Source organism: Roseateles sp. P5_B10 (genome assembly GCF_056400485.1).
The window spans coordinates 16,996-38,218 of the sequence record NZ_JBFULE010000004.1 but is presented as its reverse complement, the minus strand read 5'-3'; the positions used below and the strand labels follow the sequence as shown (position 1 = coordinate 38,218).

The window sequence follows — 21,223 nt, the reverse complement described above, 5'->3', positions numbered from 1 at the left end:
GGAGGAGAGCAAGGCATGGATCATGGTTCGGTCGTCCTTCACTTGAAGCTGGGGTCTTGGGAAATGTCGTTCAGCACGTTGCTGACAACCTGGTTGGTCATCTGGAACGCTGCTTCCTGAAGGTTGGGCATCTTGGTGGCATTGCCCGGTGTCGCGGCTGCGCCCATGGTCGTGTGGATGGCGTGACGTGCCTGCTTGACGACGGGTGCGGCGTCGCCCGACGCCCGGTAGGTGGCCGTGCAGATGTAGCCGTCCGACACTTGCGAGCCGGCGAGGCCGAAGGTCAGTCCGGTCACGAATCCCTTGGAGAAGGCGTTGTCGGTCAGCGGCACGTTGTTCAGCGTGATGCTGAGGACGRCCCCATTGGGCACGACGGCACTGCCCACTTCACTGAACATGCCGCTGGCCTTCACCTGGGCAGAGACGCGATCACGCAGCATGGCCGTGGCCTGCGCGTTGGCCACCCCCTTGGTCTGGAAGTCGAACAGCACCTGCACCGGCGCTGGAGCCGGCGGCTTCTTGAACTGCGCCGCTGCAATTTCCTTGGTGCTGCCGTCCAGATAGGCGCTGGCGCAGCCTCCCAACAAGGCCGTGGCGGCCAGCAGCGTGCCGAGCGCAGCTCGCCGCGCCCATTCCTTCAACGTAAACATGAGATCTCCCTGTTGCATCACACGCGCCGCTCTTCGACGGCGCGAACCGGTGTCGCCGGGTCGTCTTTGCCGGGGTGTGAGCCCGCGGCGACCTGGGCGGCGCGAACTATAGGGACGTACCGCGCCGTTGCCGGTCCGAACTATCCCCAGTCAGCGAGCGAAGGTGACGAATACCATCCGCGGGTGACCTCCCTCGACCTCGCCCTGCTCTATCTCGTGGCCGCCGTGCTGGGGGTGGTCGCCTGCCGCCTGCTGAAACTGCCGCCCATGCTGGGCTATCTGGCCGTCGGCGTGTTGATCGGGCCGAACGCCCTGGCTTTTGCCCACGATTCCGCCAGCATCCAGTACCTGGCCGAGTTCGGCGTCGTCTTCCTGATGTTCGCCATCGGGCTGGAATTCAACCTGCCCAAGCTGCGCGCGCTGAGGACGGCCGTCTTCGGCATCGGCATGGCGCAGGTGGCGCTGACCATTGCCGGCGCCATGCTCGGCAATGCGCTGCTGATCGCCGGCTTCGCGATGCTGGGCAGCGCCTGGCAGATGGGTTGGCAGGGGGCCCTGGTGCTCGGCTCGGCGATGGCCATGAGCTCGACRGCCATCATCGTCAAGCTGATGGCCGAGCGGCTGGAGCTGGAGAGCCCGCACGGCAAGCTCGTCATGGGCGTGCTGCTGTTCCAGGATCTGGCCGTCGTGCCGCTGCTGGTGCTGATCCCGGCGCTGAACAGCACCGGCAGCGAGATGATGAGCGCGCTGGCCTGGGCCGGGCTGAAGGCCGCGGCCCTGCTGACCCTGCTGCTCTACGGCGGCCAGAAGGTGATGCGCTGGTGGCTGACGCTGGTGGCGCGGCGCAAGAGCGACGAGCTCTTCATGCTCAACCTGCTGCTGGTCACGCTCGGCCTGGCTTGGCTGACCGAGCATTTCGGACTCAGCCTGGCCCTGGGCGCATTTGTGGCCGGCATGCTGATCTCGGAGACCGAGTACCGCCACCAGGTGGAGACCGACATCCGGCCCTTCCACGACGTGCTGCTGGGCCTGTTCTTCATCACCATCGGCATGAAGCTGGACTGGCGGCCGCTGGTGGACACCTGGTGGCTGGTCATCCTGCTCACCCTGGCGCCGGTGGCGGCCAAGTTCGCGCTGATCGCCGGCCTGGCCCGCCTGTTCAAGTCACCGCCGGGCGTTGCGCTGCGCACGGGCCTGTACCTCGCCCAGGCCGGCGAATTCGGCTTCGTGCTGCTGACGCTGGGCACCCAGCACGGCCTGGTGGCGCAGCAATGGGTCAGCCCGGTGCTGGCCAGCATGGTGCTGTCCATGCTGGGTACGCCCATCCTCGTCATGTACAGCAACCGCATCGTCATGAAGTTGTCCAGCAGCGACTGGCTGATGCAGTCGGTGCAGCTGACGATGATCGCCAAGAAGTCCATCCAGTCCGAGGCGCACGTCATCATTTGCGGCTACGGCCGCTCGGGCCAGAACCTGGCGCGGCTGCTGGAGGGAGAACACATTCCCTATATGGCCCTGGACCTCGACCCGGACCGCGTGCGCCAGGCCGCGGCGGCGGGCCAGAGCGTCGTCTTCGGCGACGCGGCCAAGGTCCAGAGCCTGATGGCCGCGGGCCTGGCGCGCGCCAGCGCGGTCGTCGTCAGCTACCACGACACGCCGTCGGCACTGAAGATCCTCGACCTCGTGCGAGCCCACGCGCCCAGGGTGCCGGTCGTCGTGCGCACCATCGACGACACCGACCTCGAGCGGCTCAAGACCGCCGGCGCCACCGAGGTCGTGCCCGAGGCCATCGAGGGCTCGCTGATGCTGGCCTCGCATGCGCTGGCATTGGTGGGGGTGCCGATGCGCCGCGTCATCCGCATCACGCGCGATGCGCGCGACAAGCGCTATGGCCTGTTGCGCGGCTATTTCCACGGCGCCGACGACGACACCGCCGACGAGCGCGACCAGGCCCGCCTGGCGTCGGTGACGCTGCCCACCGCCAGCCCGCATGCCGGCAAGTTGCTGGACGACCTGGCCCTGCACGCCCTGGGTGTCGCCGTGGTGTCACTTCGACGCGCCAACGGCAAAGGCCTGCTTGCTGACGGCGCGACGCTGGCCAGTGGTGACACCCTGGTCATCAGCGGCAAGCCGGAGGCCTTGGCGCTGGCCGAAGAGAAGCTGCTGGGCTAGGGCCTGGCAACGCGACCCATTGCCGCGCCATTGCCAGGCTCTGCCACCTGAGTGACAAGCGCCCGCGGGTCGCTGGGCCACACTGGCGCACCCCGCACTCGAAAGAAGCCGCGCCATGAACTTCGACTACAGCCCCAAGGTCGCGCAGATGCGTGAGCGCCTGCTTGCCTTCTTCGACGAGCACATCTATCCGAACGAGAAGCGCTATCTCGACGAGGTGGCTGCCAACCGTCGCGCCGGCAATCCCTGGGTGCCCACGAAGKTCATCGAGGAGCTCAAGCCCAAGGCCCGCGCGGCCGGTTTGTGGAACCTCTTCCTGCCCAAGTCCGCTCGCGCGCCCGAGGGCCTGTCCAACCTCGAATATGCGCCGCTGTGCGAGATCATGGGTCGCGTGTTCTGGGCGCCCGAGGTCTTCAACTGCTCGGCGCCCGACACCGGCAACATGGAGACGCTGGAGCGCTATGCGTCCGAGGGGCTGAAGGACAAATGGCTGGAGCCGCTGCTGCGCGGCGAGATCCGYTCKGCCTTCCTGATGACCGAGCCGGCCGTGGCTTCGAGCGACGCCACCAACATCGAATGCCGCATCGAGCGCGAYGGCGACGACTACGTCATCAACGGCCGCAAGTGGTGGAGCTCCGGTGCTGGCGACCCGCGCTGCGCCGTCTACATCGTCATGGGCAAGACCAACGCCGAGGCCGGCCGCCACGAGCAGCAGTCCATGATCGTCGTGCCGGCGAACGCGCCGGGCATCACGGTGGTCCGTCCGCTGTCCGTGTTCGGCTATGACGACGCGCCCCACGGCCACATGGAAGTCGAGCTGAAGAATGTGCGCGTGCCCGCCAGCAACATCCTGCTCGGCGAGGGCCGTGGCTTCGAGATCGCGCAGGGGCGCCTGGGCCCGGGCCGCATCCACCACTGCATGCGCAGCATCGGCGCTGCCGAGCGCGCCCTGCAGCTGCTGTGCGAACGCGCCATCGCCCGCACCGCCTTTGGCAAGACGATTGCCCAGCAGACGGTCACGCAGGAGCGCATCGCCGAGTCGCGCTGCATGATCGAACAGGCGCGCCTGCTGACGCTGAAGGCCGCCTACATGATGGACACGGTGGGCAACAAGGTCGCCAAGGCCGAGATCGCGATGATCAAGATCGTCGCGCCCAACATGGCCTTGCAGGTCATCGACTGGGCCATCCAGGTGTTCGGCGGCATGGGCGTCAGCGACGACACGCCGCTGGCCATGATGTGGGCACACCAGCGCACGCTGCGCCTGGCCGATGGCCCGGACGAGGTGCACCGCAATTCGCTCGCCAAGCTGGAGCTGGCCAGCCACATGAAGCTGCCGGCCGACAGGGTCTCGATGCCGGTGACGCGCGGCGGCTGATCGTTAGCCCCTTGTCCAGTCCGCCTCGCTGAATGCGGGCGCCCTGGTCGGTCTTGCAGACCGCGCCGCGGCAGGTGCCGCAGCTCTTCGGCAGGCACATCCCGCCCACTGGGCGCGATGTGTCCGGCCTCAGCCCCCKAGGGGACGGCGATGCTCGCGGCRTYGAGCCGCGAGCACATCGCCAGCGCAGGCCGRCCAGGTGAACTGGAGTCGGACACAAGMAGTCCCTGCGGACTGCTTGTGCCTACGGAAGGCCATGGGCCTCTGGCCCATGGCAGGCCCGGCGCTCGGCCGCGAACTCAGGTGGTCTGGCGGCGGCAGCCCAGCACGCCCGTCACGTGGTTCAGCACCTCGGGCGCCCAGCCCATGCCCATATGGCTGGCCTGCACCTCGATGTCTCGCGCCAGCGGCCAGCGGCGCGCGTGCGTGCAGGCTTCCCACGAGACGACACCGTCGCGGCGGCTGTACAGCGAGATCGTCGGCACCGGCGGCGGCTCCGCCAGGCGCTCGCGCAGCGCCGCCTCGGCGGGGGCCTCGCGCCCGTTCAGCAGGCGGAACAGCCAGCCCACGTTGGTGTCGTCGACGCTGCCATTGAAGGGCGTGCCGATGGTGACGACGTGGTGCACGCGGTCGTGCCAGCGCTTGGCCAGCTCGCGCGCATAGAAGCCGCCCAGGCTCCAGCCCACGAAGCTGACCTCGCGTGCCGGCGCCACGCGCTCGTGCAGCTTGTCGGCCAACGTCTCCAGCCAGGCATCGACGTCGCCCTTGGGCCCGGTGTTCATGCCCTGCCCCCAGTCCAGCGCCCGAAAGCCGGCGCGCTCCAGATGCCGGCGCAGCGGCCACAGCGTCAGGCCGTCCGTTCCCAGGCCCGGGAACAGCACCACGGTATGGCCGGCGCCGACCTGGCTGGGCGTCTTGCCCCACTGCATCAACGCGGCCCAGGCTTCCAGCGTGGCGCGCGCCGGCTCGGAGGCCAGCAGTGACAGGGCGGGCCGCCGGTTGGGTGCGGTGACGGGCTTGGGTGTCAGGGTCACGACGGGAGTGGAAGAGGTCATGGCTGTAGCGGCGCGAGCCGATGGGTCAGTCAATGGCCCCGATGCTGGCGTGCCGCACCGAGGCGTGGTGCCAGCGCGACGGCACAGGCGCTGTAGGACGGCACTGGCCGCTTGGGCGAAGCGCCCCACCCCCGCATTGGCGGGGTGAGCCCGGTGCTTCGGCTGACAGAATGCGGGCATGGCCAAGCCCGCACCCAAGCTCAATCCAGAAGAAGTCAAGCGTGTCATCGCCACCGCGTTCGAGGACACACCGCCCTACACCAAGGTGTTGCTGATGCATGGCATCGGCCATGGCGAGTTGGTGGCCCTGCTCAAGCGCGAGCTGACGCCGGCGGCCTACAAGCTCTGGACCGCGCGCGGCAGGTCGAGCAAGGGACCGACCAAGCGGGCCACCTGGCCCCATGGTCGTTGACGTGAAGCTCGACCGCCGGTCTGTCCTCGCGCTGCTCGCCGCCCTGGCCGCCTGCAGCGACCCGGATGCGCGCATCCGCAACCGCATCGATACCGGCTGGCACCGGGACGATCTTGAGGCCCTGCTGCTGCACTGGCATGCTCATGCGCTGCGGCCCGACGGCAGCTTCCAGCTGGCCTTCAACCGCGCTTGGCAGCCCCAGCCCCAGCCGGAACTCGAGCTGATCGGCCAGGCCCGCCTCGTCTACGCCTTCGCCGCTGGCCATGAGTTCATCCCAGATGCGGGTTATCTCAAAGTGGCCCGGCGGGGCGCCGACTATCTGTTGCAGCGCTTCCGCGACCCGGTGCATGGCGGCTTCTTCCACACCGTGGGAGCGGACGGCATCCCGCGCGCCTCGATCAAGCGCGCCTACGGCCATGCCTTTGCGTTGCTGGCGCTGGCCGAGATCTACCGCATTGGAGGCGATGTGCGCTATCGCGATGCGGCCCTGCAGGCCTGGCGCGAGATCGAACTCAACTTCTTCGAGCCGGCCGGTGGCCTCTACAACGAATGCGAGCGTGACTTCAAGCCCATTCCGGGCGCGCGCACGCAGAACCCGGTCATGCACATGTTCGAGGCGCTGCTGGCTCTGCGCGATGCCACCGGCGACAAGACCGTCGAGGCCGGCGCCCGGCGCCTGGGCGACTTCGTCGCCTACAAGCTGCTGCAAGGACAGGCCGAGGGCAGCGCCCACATCCCCGAGTGGTACGACGAGGGCTGGAAGCCCTTGCCGACGCGGGAAGCCGGCGGCTATATCGACATCGGCCACCAGTTCGAATGGAGCCATCTGCTGATGAAGGGCGCGCTGGTGTCGCCCATCTATGCCCAGGTGGCCGAGCGAGTGCTCGCCTATGCGCTGGCCACCGGCTATGACGACATCGACGGCGGCTGCGGCCTGAAAGCCTTTCCGGACGGAGGCAAGGCCGACGCGCACAAGGGCTGGTGGCAGCAGGCCGAATGCCTGCATGCCCTGCTCGTCGCGGGCCAGGCCACGGGCCGCAACGACCTGTGGCGGCGCTACGAGCAGACGCAGGGGCTGATCAAGACCCAGCTCATCGACGCCGAGCATGGCGGCTGGCGCGCGGCCGATGCCCTGCCCTGCAAGAGCGGCGGCTGCCGTGATGCGCAGCCCGATCCCTATCACATGGTGCGCCTGCACCAGGCGGCGCTCAAGGTCGCCAGCTGACGCTCAGCCCGGGCGCAGGTCGCCCATGCCGGCGTATCGCCGCAGTGCGCCGGACGCCGAGATCAGCAGCAGGCCCCCGGCGATGCCGATGGCGGTCACCACCCCGTAGAGCGACAGCCCCGTCGGCAGCAGCCAGCCATAGAGCTGGCCGGCCAGCAGGCCGGCCGTGGCCTTGGCCAGCATCCAGGCGCCCATCAACGTGGCCGCCCAGCCGGCTGGCGCATACCGTGACACCACGGCCAGCCCGATGGGCACGACCAGCAGCTCGGCCAGCGTCTGCACGCCGATGACGCCGACCATCATCCAGGCCGGAATGACCTCGCCCTGCGCGGCGCGGCCCTGCAACGCCTGCAGCAGCACGAAGCTCAGGCCCAGCACCATCATGCCCAGGCCCTGCACGCGAAATTCCGGCCAGCCCAGCCGCGAAAGCAGGCGCGCTGACAGCGGCGCCAGCAGGATGACGAGCAGGGGGTTCACGGCCAGGAACTGCGCGGCGGTCAGCTCGATGCCGAGGAATTGCGGCGAGACGTGGTCGCGCACGAACAGCGTCATCGCGCCAGCCGCCTGTTCGTAGCCGATGTAAAAGCAGATGGCCACCAGCGACATCAGCAAGATGACCTGGATGCGGCGCCGCGCCTGCGCATCAGTCCAGGCCGCGCGTGCCGGCTCGGGCGCTGGCGCAGCCACAGGCGGCAACCAGCGCCAACCGGCCATGAAAACCACGACGCCGACGGCCATGCCCGCCGCGGCAGACATGAATCCATAACCCCAGCCGTGGCGCTGCGCCAGATACCCACCGATCAGCGCGGACAGGGCCGCGCCGATATTGATGCCCATATAAAACACCGTATACCCACCCTGGCGCCGCGCGTCGTCTGGCAGATATAGCGCACCGACCATGGCCGTCGTGGTGGGTTTGAAAAGGCCGGTGCCCACCGCCAGCAAACCCAGGCCCAGGGTGACGGGCTGGCCCGCGCCGAGTGCGACATGGCCGGCCATCATCAGCAGCATGCCCAGCAGCACCGCGCGACGCTGGCCCAGGAGGCGGTCCGCCAGCCAACCGCCGAAGATGGCGCAGAAGAACGCCGAGCCGGTATACATGCCGACGACCGAAACTGCGTCGGCCCGCGAATATTGCAAAGCCTCCACCAGATACAGCACCAGCAGCGAGCGAACGCCGTAGAAACTGAATCGCTCCCACATTTCAGCGCCGGCGAGCACAAACAGGCCGAACGGTTGGCGGAGGTTTGCAGTGGGTGGCGAAATAACCTCGGCGGACATGGATCAAGGGTTTGGGGCGGCGGCTTTCGATAATAGGGGCGCGCCATCACCCGGCCGTCAGGGTCATTGCCGCCTTCCTGGTAAATACCCGCGGTAATGATGCGAAAACCAGCATCGATAAATCCAAAAATGTGATTAGTCGCGAATCGGTCGGGCCCCTAGCATGATTTCAGACCCGAGCCACCGGCCCCCGAGAGGCCGACGCTRCCAGGGTTGGATCTGCACCCATAACGATTTCCGGAGACAAGATGAAGCAACAAGGCCTGGCGCCGCGGCATGCGCGTGCCCATTTCCAGAATTTCCCGAGCTTTGCCCTGAGCCTGACGGCCGCCGCCGCGCTGGCCGCCCTGTCCGGCAGCGCGCTGGCGCAGCAGGCCGCCGCGGCCGCTGCCGACCAGCAGCTGGAGACTGTCGTCGTCACCGGCGCCCGCGCCTCGGCCGAGACGGCGCAGGCCATCAAGAAGAATTCCGACCAGGTCGTCGACTCCATCGTCGCCGAGGACATCGGCAAGTTCCCCGACAAGAACGTTGCCGAGCTACTCGGCCGCGTCACCGGCGTGCAGATCCAGCGCGGCAACGGCGAGGCCGGCACGGTCATCGTGCGCGGCTTGGGCGGCATCGTCACGCTGCTGAACGGCCGCGAGTTCTTCTCGGACTCGGGCCGCAGCCTCTATCTGGCCGACGTGCCGGCGACGATGCTCAAGCGCATCGACGTCTACAAGACCCAGGAAGCCAGCCTGCCCGAAGGCGGCACGGCCGGCGTCATCGATGTGCGCACCAACCGCCCCTTCGACTTCAAGGGCGCCCAGTTCGTCGTCAACGGCCGCATGGAGCACCGCGACAAGGCCGACGTCAACAACCCTGACCTGAGCGGCATGGCCTCCAACCGCTGGAAGACCGACCTCGGCGAGGTTGGCGCCCTGTTCGGCCTGTCCTACCAGCGCGGCAAATACCACGATGAGCGCGCATGGGTCGGCGACCCGCTGACCTTCACGAACGCCGGCCGCAGCATCGTCGGCTCCGACGCCGTCGGCCGCGTGCTCGACCTGGGCGACCGCAAGCGCCTGGCCGGCAACTTCGCGCTGCAGTGGAAGCCGAGCGCCGACAAGGAGGTCTACCTGGAAGGCTTCGGCACCAGCATCAATCACCGCTTCCAGCAGTCCTTCCTGGTGGCCGGTGCGCCGGTCTTCGAGCCGACCTCGGTGGTGACCGTCAAGCCCGGCACCAACTTCATGGACACGGTCACCAACACCAACTACAACGGTTGGGGCTTCACTTCCACGCAGGCCAAGCACGACACGGTCAGCAATGCCCAGGTGGCCCTGGGCGGCCACTGGGACGTGACCGACCGCCTGCGCCTGTCCACCGAGCTGGTCCGCACCAACAGCCAGATCGACTGGGTCAACCGCATCCTGGACACCGGCTACTCGCCCACCAGCACGGTGGCCAAGGTGCAGGACGGCGGCGGCTACATCAACTACCCCAACCTGGACTTGACCAGCAAGGCCAACTTCCGCATCAACGGCGGCGTGGATGTGCGCGGCGAGCGCGAAGGCAAGAACACTGACTGGCGCGGCGACGCGACCTATGACATCGGCGACGGCTTCTTCCGCGAGGTCAGCGGCGGCGTGCGCCTGGCTAAGCGCAGCGCCATGTCCATCGGCACCACCATGCCCTGGACGACGAGCTTCTCGGCCGTGGGCAAGTCGACGGCCGATGCCGCGCTGGCGGAGATGTTCTCGGTGTCGCCGCCCACCTGGGGCGACTACGGCGTCAAGCAATACGTCTATGCCGACCGCGACTGGCTGCTGAACAACGGCGAAGCCTTCCGCAAGCTGCTGACCAACGGCAACGGCGCGCTGACGGCCTATGACCCGATGACGCTGTTCGATGACAGCGAGACGACCCAGGCGATCTACGGCCGCACCAAGTTTGGCTTCAACGCCGGCGGTGTGCCGGTGACCGGCGTGTTCGGCCTGCGTGTCGTGCGCACCGAGCAGAAGCTGATGGGCAACTCCCGCAATGCCAGCACCGGCGTCATCACGCCGGTCAACATCGACACCTCGCGCACCGACGCGCTGCCGACGCTGTCGCTGAAGGCCGAGCTGACGTCCAAGCTGATCGCTCGCCTGGTGACCGGCAAGGCCATCGAGCGCCCGAACTTCGTCGACTACAACCCCGGCATCACTTTCACGCCCCCGGGCGGCGGCGTCACCTACGGCACGGCCAACGGCGGCAACCCGCAGCTCAAACCGACCGAGTCCACCAATGTGGACGCGGCGCTGGAGTACTACTTCGCCCGCACCGGCTCGGTGACGGCCACGGCTTTCGAGCACAAGTTCAAGAACCGTGTGTACTCGCAGACGGTCGAGACGACGATCGGTGGCGTGCCTTACCGCATCACGCAGCCGATCAACATCAACAAGGCCAATCTGCACGGCTACGAGCTGAGCTACCGCCAGTTCTACGACTTCCTGCCCGGCTGGCCTGGCGGCTTCGGCCTGGAGGCCAACTACACCTTCATGACCGGCAAGCAGACCGACCCGAACGGCGTGGTCGGCCCCTTCCTGGGCCAGTCCAAGTCGGCCTACAACCTGGTCGGCCTGTACGAGTACGGTGACATCTACGCCCGTCTGGCCTACAACTGGCGCAGCAAGTTCCTGGCCGAAAAGCCCTACCGCACGACCGGCCGCGAGCTGTGGGTGGCGCCGCTGCGCACGCTGGACGCCTCGTTCGGCTACAGCTTCAACAAGCAGCTGACGATGTCGGTGGATGTCACCAACCTGCTCAACCAGTCCTATCACGACTACTTCGACCAGACCCCGTCGCTGGTGCGCGACGTGCGCTACTACGACCGCACGGTGGGGGTGTCGGTGCGCTGGAAGCTTTGAACCCGGCGACCCTCGGCTCGTCCAGGGCGTTGCAGGCGCCTCGCCGGTAACGCCCCTTTTTATGCCGCCGTACCCATGTCTGACCTGCTTGAACCGCTGATCCGCCAGCGCGCCGACCCCCACGTCTCGCGCCACGCTGATGGCTTCTATTACTTCACCGCCTCGGTGCCGCAGTACGACCGCATCGAGATCCGCCGCGCCCTCACCATCGAGGGCCTGGTGGATGCGCCGGTCTTTGACGTCTGGCACAAGCCCGACACGGGGCCGTATTCCGAGCTGGTCTGGGCGCCCGAACTGCATTTCAACGACGGCGCCTGGTATGTCTATTTCGCGGCGGCGCCGACCCGCGCGCTGGACGGCCTGGGCATGTTTCAGCACCGCATGTATGCGATCAGGAACATCGCCCAGGACCCACTGGGCGGCCCCTGGGAGTTCCTCGGCCAGGTCGACTCCGGCATGGACAGCTTCTGCCTGGACGCGACCACCTTCACGCACCGCGGCCAGCTCTATTACCTGTGGGCGCAGAAGGACCCGGCCATCCCGGGCAATTCCAATCTCTATATCGCGCCGATGAGGACGCCCTGGCAACTGGGCGGCGCGCCGGTGTTGTTGAGCCGGCCCGAATACGACTGGGAGTGCCGCGGCTTCCTGGTCAACGAAGGGCCGTCGGTGCTGCAGCGAAACGGCCGTGTCTTCATCAGCTACTCGGCCAGCGCCACCGACGAGAACTACGCGATGGGCCTGCTGTGGGCGGACGACGGCGCCGACCCGCTGGACCCGGCGAGCTGGCGCAAGTCCGTCCAGCCGGTCATGCGCAGTTGCGCCGAGGACAGCGTCTTCGGCCCTGGCCACAACAGCTTCACGACGGGCCGGGACCCCGACGAGGTGCTGCTGGTCTATCACGCCCGCACCTGCACCGAGATCGTCGGCGACCCGCTGTGGAACCCCGACCGGCACAGTTTCGTGAAGCCGCTGCGGTGGTCGGCCGACGGCATGCCGCTGTTTGGCAAGCCTTCCCGGCTTGATTGATGCCGGTTTCGATATCGATACGTTGTGGAATTTGATTGGATCGCGTATCCCTCGGCCCCTAGCATCGTTTGACGGGCTGCCCGCGTCTGCATGGCGCAGCCAGCTCCATGAAGCGGCAAACCTGCGTGCCGGGAACGACATCGAGACAACACATGACGACTGACGACAAGAAGAGCAAGGTCAAGCTGCGCTCCGCCGAGTGGTTCGGCACCCAGGACAAGAACGGTTTCATGTACCGCTCCTGGATGAAGAACCAGGGCATCCCCGACCATGAATTCCAGGGCAAGCCCATCATCGGCATCTGCAACACCTGGAGCGAGCTGACCCCCTGCAACGCCCACTTCCGCAAACTGGCCGAGCACGTCAAGCGCGGCATCCTGGAGGCGGGCGGCTTCCCGGTCGAGTTCCCGGTGTTCTCCAACGGCGAGAGCAACCTGCGCCCGACCGCCATGCTCACGCGCAACCTCGCCAGCATGGACGTCGAGGAAAGCATTCGCGGCAACCCGATGGACGCCGTCGTGCTGCTGGTGGGCTGCGACAAGACCACGCCGGCCCTGCTGATGGGCGCGGCCAGCGTCGACGTGCCGGCCATCGTCGTCACCGGCGGCCCGATGCTCAACGGCAAGCTCAAGGGCAAGAACATCGGCTCGGGCACGGCCGTGTGGCAGCTGCACGAGCAGGTCAAGGCCGGCGAACTCAGCATGCACGACTTCATGGCCGCCGAGGCCGGCCACTCGCGCTCGGCCGGCACCTGCAACACCATGGGCACGGCCTCGACGATGGCCTGCATGGCCGAGGCGCTGGGCACGTCCCTGCCGCACAACGCCGCGATTCCCGCCGTCGATGCGCGCCGGTATGTGCTGGCCCATCTGTCGGGCATGCGCATCGTCGAGATGGTGTGGGAGCAGCTGACGCTGTCCAAGGTGCTGACCAAGGAAGCCTTCGAGAACGCCATCCGCGTCAACGCCGCCATCGGCGGCTCGACCAACGCCGTCATCCACCTGAAGGCCATCGCCGGGCGCATCGGCGTGGACCTGGAGCTGGAGGACTGGACCCGCATCGGCCGTGGCACGCCCACCGTCGTGGACCTGCTGCCTTCGGGCCGCTTCCTGATGGAAGAGTTCTATTACGCCGGCGGCCTGCCCGCCGTCATCCGCCGCCTGGGCGAGGGCGGCCTGCTGCCGCACAAGGACGCGCTGACCGTCAACGGCAAGAGCCTGTGGACCAACTGCGTGGACGCGCCCATCTATGACGACGAAGTCATCCGCCAGCTGGACAAGCCGCTGATCGCCGACGGCGGCATCTGCATCCTGCGTGGCAACCTGGCGCCGCGCGGCGCCGTGCTCAAGCCCTCGGCCGCCACGCCCGAGCTGATGAAGCACCGCGGCCGTGCCGTCGTGTTCGAGGACTTCGAGGACTACAAGGCGCGTATCGTCGATCCCGACTTGGACGTCGACGCCAACTCAATCCTCGTCATGAAGAACTGCGGCCCCAAGGGCTACCCCGGCATGGCCGAGGTCGGCAACATGGGCCTGCCCCCGAAGCTGCTCGCCGCTGGCGTCAAGGACATGGTGCGCATCTCGGATGCGCGCATGAGCGGCACCGCCTACGGCACCGTCGTGCTGCACGTCGCGCCCGAGGCGCGCGCCGGTGGGCCGCTGGCCGTCGTCAAGGAGGGCGATTTCATCGAGCTCGACTGCGCTAGCGGCCGCCTGCACCTGGACGTGCCGGAGGCCGAGCTGGCCGAGCGCCTGGCCGCCTGGGCCGCGGCACAAACCGTCGACCCCCAGGACGCCAGTGGCTATCGGCACCTCTACGTGCAGCACGTGCTGCAGGCCGACGAAGGCTGCGACTTCGATTTCCTGCGCGGCAAGCGCGGCTCTGCCGTCCCGCGCCATTCCCATTAAGGACGCCTCATGAGCAACACTATCCAAGGCCTGGCGCTGATCGGCGGCCAGCCGGTACGCGGCGCCGGCAAGCCCTTCCAGGCTTTCGACCCGGGCAAGAACGAAGCCATCGGCCCCGACTTCAACGCCGTCGATGCCGCCCAGGTGTCCGAAGCCTGCGCGCTCGCCGGCGCCGCCTTCGACGCCTACCGCGCGACGACGGATCAGGAGCGTGCCGATTTCCTGGAGCAGATCGCCGCGCAGATCCTGGCGCTGGGCGACGACCTGATCGTGCGCGCCATGGCCGAGACCGGCCTGCCGCGTGCCCGCCTGGAAGGCGAGCGTGGCCGCACGATGAACCAGCTCAAGCTGTTCGCCGAGCTGCTGCGCGAAGGCAGCTGGCAGGACGCCCGCATCGACACGGCGCTGCCCACCCGCACACCGCCGCGGCCGGACCTGCGCCTGCGCTTCGTCGGCGTCGGCCCGGTGGCCGTATTCGGCGCCAGCAACTTCCCGCTGGCCTTCTCGGTCGCCGGTGGCGACACCGCCGCGGCCCTGGCCGCCGGCTGCCCGGTCGTCGTCAAGGCGCACTCGGCCCACCCGGGCACGTCCGAGCTGGTCGGCCGCGCGGTCGTCGAGGCGGTCAAGCTGTCCAACCTGCCCGCCGGCGTCTTCGCGCTGCTGACCGGCAGCGGCCACGGCATCGGCGACACGCTGGTGCGCCACCCGGCTATCCAGGCTGTCGGCTTCACCGGCTCGCGCAGCGGTGGCATCGCGCTGATGGCCGCGGCGGCTTCGCGGCCCCAGCCCATCCCGGTCTACGCCGAGATGAGCAGCATCAACCCCGTCGTCCTGCTGCCTGGCGCGCTAGCCGCGCGCGGCGCCGAGATCGCGACCGGCTTTGCGGGTTCGCTGACGATGGGCGTCGGCCAGTTCTGCACCAACCCTGGCCTGGTGCTGGGCCTGGCCAGCGCGGACTTCGACCGCTTCGCCAGCGCCGCTGCCGAGGCCCTCAAGCCCATGCCGGCCGCCACCATGCTGACTCCCGGCATCGCCGGCGCCTACCAGCGCGGCGAGGACCAGCTTGCCGGCCAGCCTGCCGTGGACACGTTGCTGCGCGGTGAATCGAGTGCCTGCAAGGGTGCGCCCAGCCTGTTCAAGACGACCGGCGCGGCCTTCCTGGCCAACCACGCGATGCAGTCCGAGATCTTCGGCCCCGCCTCGCTGCTGGTGGCCTGCTCGGACCTGGACGAACTGCTCGCCGTCATCGAGAGCCTGGAAGGCCAGCTGACCGCGACGCTGCAGCTGCAGGACGACGACGAGGCCGACCTCGCCGCCGCCCGCCGCCTGCTGCCGGCGCTGGAGCGCAAGGTCGGCCGCATCCTGGCCAATGGCTACCCGACGGGCGTCGAGGTGTCGACGGCCATGGTCCATGGCGGCCCCTTCCCGGCGACCAGCGACGGCCGCAGCAGCTCGGTCGGCACGGCCGCCATCCAGCGCTTCCTGCGCCCGGTCTGCTACCAGAACATGCCGCGCGCGCTGCTGCCGCCGGTGCTGCGCGAACCGAACGAGCGTGGCCTCTGGCGCCGCCGCGACGGCGCGCTGACGCGCAACTGAAGATCAACACAAGACAAACGACAGGAGACAAGACGATGAAGAAGCAACTGCTCGCCAAGGTGGTCGCGCTGGGGGCGACCCTGGCCCTGGGCGCCAGCGCCCTGGCCGCCGACATCAAGCTGGTGGTCAGCCCCGACCAGCCCGGCCCCGTCATCCACCGCAACATCTACGGTCAGTTCGCCGAGCACCTGGGCACCGGCATTTACGAGGGCATGTGGGTCGGTCCCGACTCCAAGATCCCCAATGTGCGCGGCTGGCGCAAGGACGTCGTCGCGGCGCTCAAGGAGCTCAAGGTGCCGCTGGTGCGCTGGCCCGGCGGCTGCTTCGCCGACGAATACCACTGGCGCGAAGGCATCGGCCCGCGCAAGCAACGCCCGGTCAAGGTCAACAGCAACTGGGGCGGTGTGCCCGAGGACAACGCGGTTGGCACGCACGAGTTCTTCGACCTGGTCGAGCAGATCGGCGCCGAGGCCTACGTCAACGGCAACCTGGGCACCGGCAGCGCGCAGGAAATGTCCGAATGGCTGGAGTACATGACGGCCGAGGGCAAGTCCTCACTGGCCGAGCTGCGCCGCAAGAACGGCCGCGACAAGCCCTTCCGCGTGCATTACTTCGCCGTCGGCAACGAGACCTGGGGCTGCGGCGGCAACATGCGCCCCGAGTACTACGCCGACCAGTTCCGCCAGGTCGCCTCCTTCCTGAGGGCGCCCGGCCACAACCGGCCCATCATCATCGCCAGCGGCGGCAACGGCATGCAGACCGAGTGGACCGACGTGCTCAGCAAGGGCGTGCCGGGCGTCAACGCGATCTCCCACCACGCCTACACCCTGCCCACCGGCAACTGGGAAAAGAAGGGCGCGGCCATCGGCTTCCCCGAGAGCGAATGGATCTCGACGCTGGGCAACGTCCAGCAGATCGAGCAGATGATCGCCAAGAACTCGGCCGTCCTCGACAAGAACGACCCCAGCAAGAAGATCGGCTYCTACTTCGACGAGTGGGGCAGCTGGTATGACGCGGACCCCGGCACCAACCCCGGCTTCCTGGTCCAGCGCAACACGCTGCGCGACGCGCTGCTCGCGGCCCTGCACTTCAACGTCTTCCACGCCCATGCCGACCGCGTGCAGATGACCAATATCGCGCAGATGGTCAACGTGCTGCAGGCCATGATCCAGACGACCAAGGACAAGCTGGTCCTGACGCCGACCTACCACGCCTTCGCGCTGTACACGCCCTTCCAGGACGCGACCTCGCTGCCCGCCAAGATCGAGAACAACCCGGTCTACAAGGTCGGCGCGGCCGAGATGCCGGGCCTGAGCGTGACGGCCGCGCGGGCCAAGGACGGCAAGCTCTACGTCGGCCTGGTCAACGCCAACCCCAACCAGCCCGCCGAGCTGAGCGTGCAGGTCGGCGCCGGTGCAGCCAAGGCCGCGCGCGGCAAGCTGCTGACCGCCGCCGCGATGGATGCGCAAAACGAACTGGGCAAGGCGCCGCTGGTCACGCCGCAGGCCTATGAGGCGCAGGCCGTCGGCGGCAAGCTCACGCTGAAGCTGCCTGCCAAGTCCGTCCTGGTCGTCGCCATCGAAGGCTGAGCCATGAGCGCCCCCAAGCGACGCGAGTTCCTCGCGGGCGCAGCCGTGCTCACCTTGACGGCCTGCGGCGGGGGCGGCGGCGACTCGCCGGCGCCTTCGCCTGCACCGACGCCGGCACCCGCTCCGCCTCCCGCACCTGCACCCGCGCCCGCGCCGGCCCCAGCGCCTGCGCCTTCGCAGGCACCGGTGAGCTTCGCCAACGTCGCCGTGCATGACCCCTCGGTCATCCGCACCGACGGCACCTTCTACGTCTTCGGCTCCCATCTCGCCGCGGCCAAGACGACGGACCTGATGAACTGGACCAAAGTGGCCGATGGCGTCAACGACGCCAACGCGCTGTTCGGCAACAAGGTCACGACGGCCCTGGCGGATACCTTCGCCTGGGCCCAGGTCACCGACCTGTGGGCGCCCGACGTCGCAAGGCTCGACGACGGCAAGTTCTACATGTATTACTGCGCCTGCAAGGGCGACTCTCCGCGTTCGGCGCTGGGCGTGGCCGTGGCCGACAAGGTGGACGGCCCCTACGTCAACAAGCAGATCCTGCTGAAATCGGGCATGTGGGGGCTGCCCAGCGAGGACGGCACGGTCTATGACGCGACCGTCCACCCCAACGTCGTCGACCCCCAGGTGTTCAAGGACGCAACGGGCAAGCTGTGGATGATCTACGGCTCCTACTCGGGCGGCCTGTTCATCCTGCAGCTGAACGCGACGACCGGCCTGCCGCTGCCGGGCCAGGGCTACGGCAGGCACCTGATGGGCGGCAACCATGCGCGCATTGAAGGGGCCTACGTTCTCTACAGCCCGCAGAGCCAGTACTACTACCTGTTCACGTCCTTCGGCGGCCTGGATGCGGCCGGCGGCTACAACGTCCGCGTGACGCGGTCCCTGCAACCCGATGGGCCCTACGTGGATGGTGCCGGCACCGACATGGCCACCGTCAAGGGTGCGGCCGGCACGGTCTTTGACGACGCCAGCATCACGCCGCACGGCATGAAGCTGATGGGCGGCCACCAGTTCGCCAACGCGGCCGGCGAGACCGGCACGGCGCTGGGCTATGTCTCGCCGGGCCACAACTCGGCCTACCACGACGCGGCCACCGGTCAGTACTTCATCATCTTTCACACGCGCTTCCCTGGCACCGGCGAGGTCCACGAGGTGCGGGTGCACGAGATGCATCTGAACGAGGACGGCTGGCTCGTCGTCGCGCCGCTGCGCTACGCGCCGCTGAGCCTGGCCACGCCGGCGCAGACGGCCGACGTCAGCGCCGCGCAGGCGGCCGGCAACTACAAGCTCGTCAACCATGGCAAGGACATCACGGCAGTGAGCAAGACTTCGATCAACGTCACGCTGAACGCCGATGGCACGCTCGGCGGCGGCATGACAGGCAACTGGATGCACAAGGGCAGCAACAAACTGAGTGTGGTGAGCGGCGGAGCGACCTATGCCGGCGTACTGTCCCGGCAATGGAACACCAACTCCAGCGCATTCGTCGTGACCTTCAGCGCGCTGTCCTCCGGCGGCGTGTCGCTGTGGGCGGTTCGCACAGGGAGCTCGCAATGAAACGCCTTCTCGCCATCTTCGCCCTCGCGCTGTGTGCCCACGGCGCGCATGCGGCGACGCAAGCCTTTGCGCTGGATCGTGTACGTCTACAGGACGGGCCGTTCCTCGACGCGCAGAGCACCGACCTGCGCTACCTGATGGCGCTCGACCCCGAGCGCCTGCTGGCGCCCTTCCGCCGCGAGGCCGGCCTGCCGGTGCCTACGCCCAGCTACGGCAATTGGGAGTCCCACGGCCTGGACGGTCACATGGGCGGCCACTATGTTTCAGCGCTGGCGCTGATGTGGGCCTCCACCGGCGACGCTGAGGTCAAGAAGCGACTGGACTACTTCATCGCCGAACTCAAGCGCTGCCAGGACAAGCTCGGCAACGGCTACATCGGCGGCGTTCCCGACGGCGCCAAGGCTTGGGGCCAGGTGGCCGCGGGCGAGCTCAAGGTCGAAAGCTTCGGACTCAACGGGCGCTGGGTGCCCTGGTACAACCTCCACAAGACGTTCGCCGGCCTGCGCGACGCCTGGGTGCACGCCGGCAATGCCGACGCCAAGGCCATGCTCGTGCGCCTGAGCGACTGGGCGCTGCGCCTGACCACGCCGCTGAGCGACGCGCAGATGCAGGACATGTTGCGCGCCGAGCACGGCGGCATGAACGAGGTGCTGGCCGACGTGGCCGAGATGACCGGCGACCTGCGCTACCTGGCGCTGGCGCGGCGCTTCTCGCACCGGGCCATCCTGCAGCCGCTCGCGGCCGGCCAGGACAAGCTCACCGGCCTGCATGCCAACACGCAGATCCCCAAGGTCATCGGCTTTGCGCGCATCGCGCAGCAGGCTGGCGAGGACGAGGGCTGGCGCGCGGCGGAGTTCTTCTGGCGCACCGTCGTCGAAAAGCGCAGCGTGGCGATCGGCGGCAACAGCGTCAAGGAGCACTTCCATCCGGCCGACGACTTCAAGCCGATGCTCGACGCGGTGGAAGGCCCCGAGACCTGCAACAGCTACAACATGCTCAAGCTGACCGCGCTGCTGGCGCAGGCCCGGCCGAAGCAGGGCGCGGGAACGGGCAAGTACGCCGACTACTACGAGCGCACGCTCTACAACCACATCCTCGCGTCCCAGCACCCGGGCGATGGCGGCTTGGTCTACTTCACGCCGATGCGGCCGCAGCACTACCGCGTCTACTCCAAGGTGGACGACAGCATGTGGTGCTGCGTGGGCTCCGGCATCGAGAGCCACGCGCGTCACGGCGAGTTCATCTACGCGCATGAGGGCGACGACGCACTGGTCGTCAACCTCTTCGTCGCCTCCAAGCTGGACTGGCGCGAGCGCGGCATCAAGCTCACGCAGTCCACCCGGTTCCCCGACGAGTCGCGCACGCGGCTGACGGTGGACGGCGCCGGCAGCTTCGCGCTCAAGGTTCGCTACCCCGGTTGGGTCGCGCCCGGCGCGCTGAGGGTCAAGCTGAACGGCAACCCCGTCAAGGTGACGGCCAAGCCCGGCGACTATGTCGAACTGCGCCGCGACTGGAAGGCCGGCGACCGGGTCGACATCGAGCTGCCCATGCGCACGACGCTGGAGCCCATGCCCGGCCTGAAGAACTACGTCGCCGTGCTGCACGGCCCCATCGTGCTGGCCGCCAAGACGCCGCAGCCGGGCGAGACGCTGAACTTCATGGCCGACAGCGCGCGTGGGGACCAAGTCCCGGCCGGCGCCGTTTGCCCGCAGGACAGCGCGCCGGTGTTCGTCAGCGACAAGGCCGACTTCATCCGCCGCTTCAAGCCCGTGCCCGGCCAGCCGCTCACCTTTACCGCGCCCGACCTCATCCAGGGTGGCAAGGACGCGGACAAGCTGCAGCTCATCCCCTTCTTCCGCCTGCACGACTCGCGTTACATGGTCTATTGGGCGCGGTCCACGCCGGCCCAGCAGAGCCTGATGCGTGCCGAGCTGGCCAAGGCCGAGGAAGAGCGCCTGGCGCTGGACGCGCAGACCATCGACCAGGTCGCCCCGGGCGAGCAGCAGCCCGAGTCCGACCACAGCTTCCAGGGCGAGGGCGCCGAAACCGGCATCGCGCCGGCCGGCCGCTGGCGGCATGCGAAGCAGTGGTTCGGCTACACGCTGAACGACCCGCAGGCACAGGGCCGGCTGCTGCGCCTGATGCTGGCCAGCGGCGATGCGGGCCGGCGCTTTGACGTGGTCGTCAACGGCCGTGTCGTCGCCGAGCTGGCGCTGGCCTCCGAAGCCCAGCCGCTGTATGCCCGCGAAGTGCCACTGCCGCCCGATCTCGTCGCTGCCGCAGGCGGCAAGCTGGAGGTGCGCTTCGTTGCCAAGCCGGGTTCCCTCGCCGGTGGCCTCTACGGCCTGAGGCTGTTGCGTTGACTGATGGCAGCGGCGCAATGTTGCTGCTCATGGACAAGCGCCTGGCCTTGCGTTGTTGGCACCACGTTCGCGGCGCAGATGCCGCGAACCTCACACATAAGCGCCCGCAAGCGCA

The 21,223-nt window shown here is 68.1% G+C and carries 14 protein-coding genes; 11 read left to right on the top strand and 3 right to left on the bottom strand.

Translation table 11 applies throughout. The features are described 5' to 3' along the window. Nucleotides 1-38 precede the first annotated feature (38 nt). The gene (locus tag AC1DU6_RS00875; RefSeq protein ID WP_477855865.1) at nucleotides 39-650 is read right to left on the bottom strand and encodes a hypothetical protein; all 612 of its coding nucleotides are present in this window, start codon (nucleotides 648-650) and stop codon (nucleotides 39-41) included. Between the two features lie 183 nt (nucleotides 651-833). Between AC1DU6_RS00875 and AC1DU6_RS00870 the strand changes: the two genes are divergently transcribed. Next, nucleotides 834-2,822 carry a cation:proton antiporter domain-containing protein gene (locus AC1DU6_RS00870; protein WP_457353456.1) on the top strand — a complete coding sequence of 663 codons (1,989 nt, stop codon included), beginning with the start codon at nucleotides 834-836 and terminating at the stop codon, nucleotides 2,820-2,822. Nucleotides 2,823-2,937: 115 nt separating this feature from the next. Beyond that, a complete protein-coding gene (locus AC1DU6_RS00865; protein ID WP_477855864.1) occupies nucleotides 2,938-4,200 on the top strand; it encodes an acyl-CoA dehydrogenase family protein in 1,263 nt (420 codons plus the stop codon). A gap of 299 nt (nucleotides 4,201-4,499) precedes the next feature. Here AC1DU6_RS00865 and AC1DU6_RS00860 read toward each other — a convergent pair whose 3' ends face one another. Next, nucleotides 4,500-5,255, bottom strand: coding sequence for an esterase/lipase family protein (locus AC1DU6_RS00860; protein ID WP_457320055.1), 756 nt, complete (start codon nucleotides 5,253-5,255; stop codon nucleotides 4,500-4,502). Nucleotides 5,256-5,433: 178 nt separating this feature from the next. On the opposite strand from AC1DU6_RS00860, the gene AC1DU6_RS00855 reads away from it, so the two are divergent. Next, the gene (locus AC1DU6_RS00855) at nucleotides 5,434-5,667 is read left to right on the top strand and encodes a DUF2805 domain-containing protein (protein WP_056191214.1); all 234 of its coding nucleotides are present in this window, start codon (nucleotides 5,434-5,436) and stop codon (nucleotides 5,665-5,667) included. Next, nucleotides 5,657-6,892, top strand: a complete 1,236-nt coding sequence (locus AC1DU6_RS00850; protein ID WP_457320053.1) for an AGE family epimerase/isomerase — start codon at nucleotides 5,657-5,659, stop codon at nucleotides 6,890-6,892. Before AC1DU6_RS00855 ends, AC1DU6_RS00850 begins: the two co-directional genes overlap by 11 nt. A gap of 3 nt (nucleotides 6,893-6,895) precedes the next feature. Here the strand turns inward: AC1DU6_RS00850 and AC1DU6_RS00845 are convergent, their stop codons facing one another. Beyond that, entirely contained in the window at nucleotides 6,896-8,173 is a 1,278-nt protein-coding gene (locus AC1DU6_RS00845; RefSeq protein ID WP_457320051.1) for a peptide MFS transporter, read from the bottom strand. Nucleotides 8,174-8,421: 248 nt separating this feature from the next. On the opposite strand from AC1DU6_RS00845, the gene AC1DU6_RS00840 reads away from it, so the two are divergent. The 7 genes from AC1DU6_RS00840 to AC1DU6_RS00810 all read left to right on the top strand — a co-directional run bounded on the left by AC1DU6_RS00840 (nucleotide 8,422) and on the right by AC1DU6_RS00810 (nucleotide 21,108). Continuing rightward, nucleotides 8,422-11,064 (top strand): TonB-dependent receptor, encoded by a 2,643-nt coding sequence (locus tag AC1DU6_RS00840; RefSeq protein WP_457320049.1) that lies wholly within the window; start codon nucleotides 8,422-8,424, stop codon nucleotides 11,062-11,064. A 75-nt stretch (nucleotides 11,065-11,139) separates the two neighbouring features. Then, nucleotides 11,140-12,093, top strand: a complete 954-nt coding sequence (locus AC1DU6_RS00835) for a glycoside hydrolase family 43 protein (protein ID WP_457320047.1) — start codon at nucleotides 11,140-11,142, stop codon at nucleotides 12,091-12,093. A 152-nt stretch (nucleotides 12,094-12,245) separates the two neighbouring features. Then, nucleotides 12,246-14,000 (top strand): IlvD/Edd family dehydratase, encoded by a 1,755-nt coding sequence (locus AC1DU6_RS00830; protein ID WP_457320045.1) that lies wholly within the window; start codon nucleotides 12,246-12,248, stop codon nucleotides 13,998-14,000. 9 nt (nucleotides 14,001-14,009) lie between these two features. Next, nucleotides 14,010-15,596, top strand: a complete 1,587-nt coding sequence (locus AC1DU6_RS00825; RefSeq protein ID WP_457320043.1) for an aldehyde dehydrogenase (NADP(+)) — start codon at nucleotides 14,010-14,012, stop codon at nucleotides 15,594-15,596. A 35-nt stretch (nucleotides 15,597-15,631) separates the two neighbouring features. Next, complete coding sequence (locus tag AC1DU6_RS00820) at nucleotides 15,632-17,185, top strand: alpha-N-arabinofuranosidase (protein ID WP_477855863.1); 1,554 nt, start codon at nucleotides 15,632-15,634, stop codon at nucleotides 17,183-17,185. Between the two features lie 3 nt (nucleotides 17,186-17,188). Beyond that, nucleotides 17,189-18,745, top strand: coding sequence for a glycoside hydrolase family 43 protein (locus AC1DU6_RS00815; RefSeq protein WP_082532317.1), 1,557 nt, complete (start codon nucleotides 17,189-17,191; stop codon nucleotides 18,743-18,745). Next, a complete protein-coding gene (locus AC1DU6_RS00810) occupies nucleotides 18,742-21,108 on the top strand; it encodes a beta-L-arabinofuranosidase domain-containing protein (protein WP_457320039.1) in 2,367 nt (788 codons plus the stop codon). Before AC1DU6_RS00815 ends, AC1DU6_RS00810 begins: the two co-directional genes overlap by 4 nt. Nucleotides 21,109-21,223: the final 115 nt, after the last annotated feature.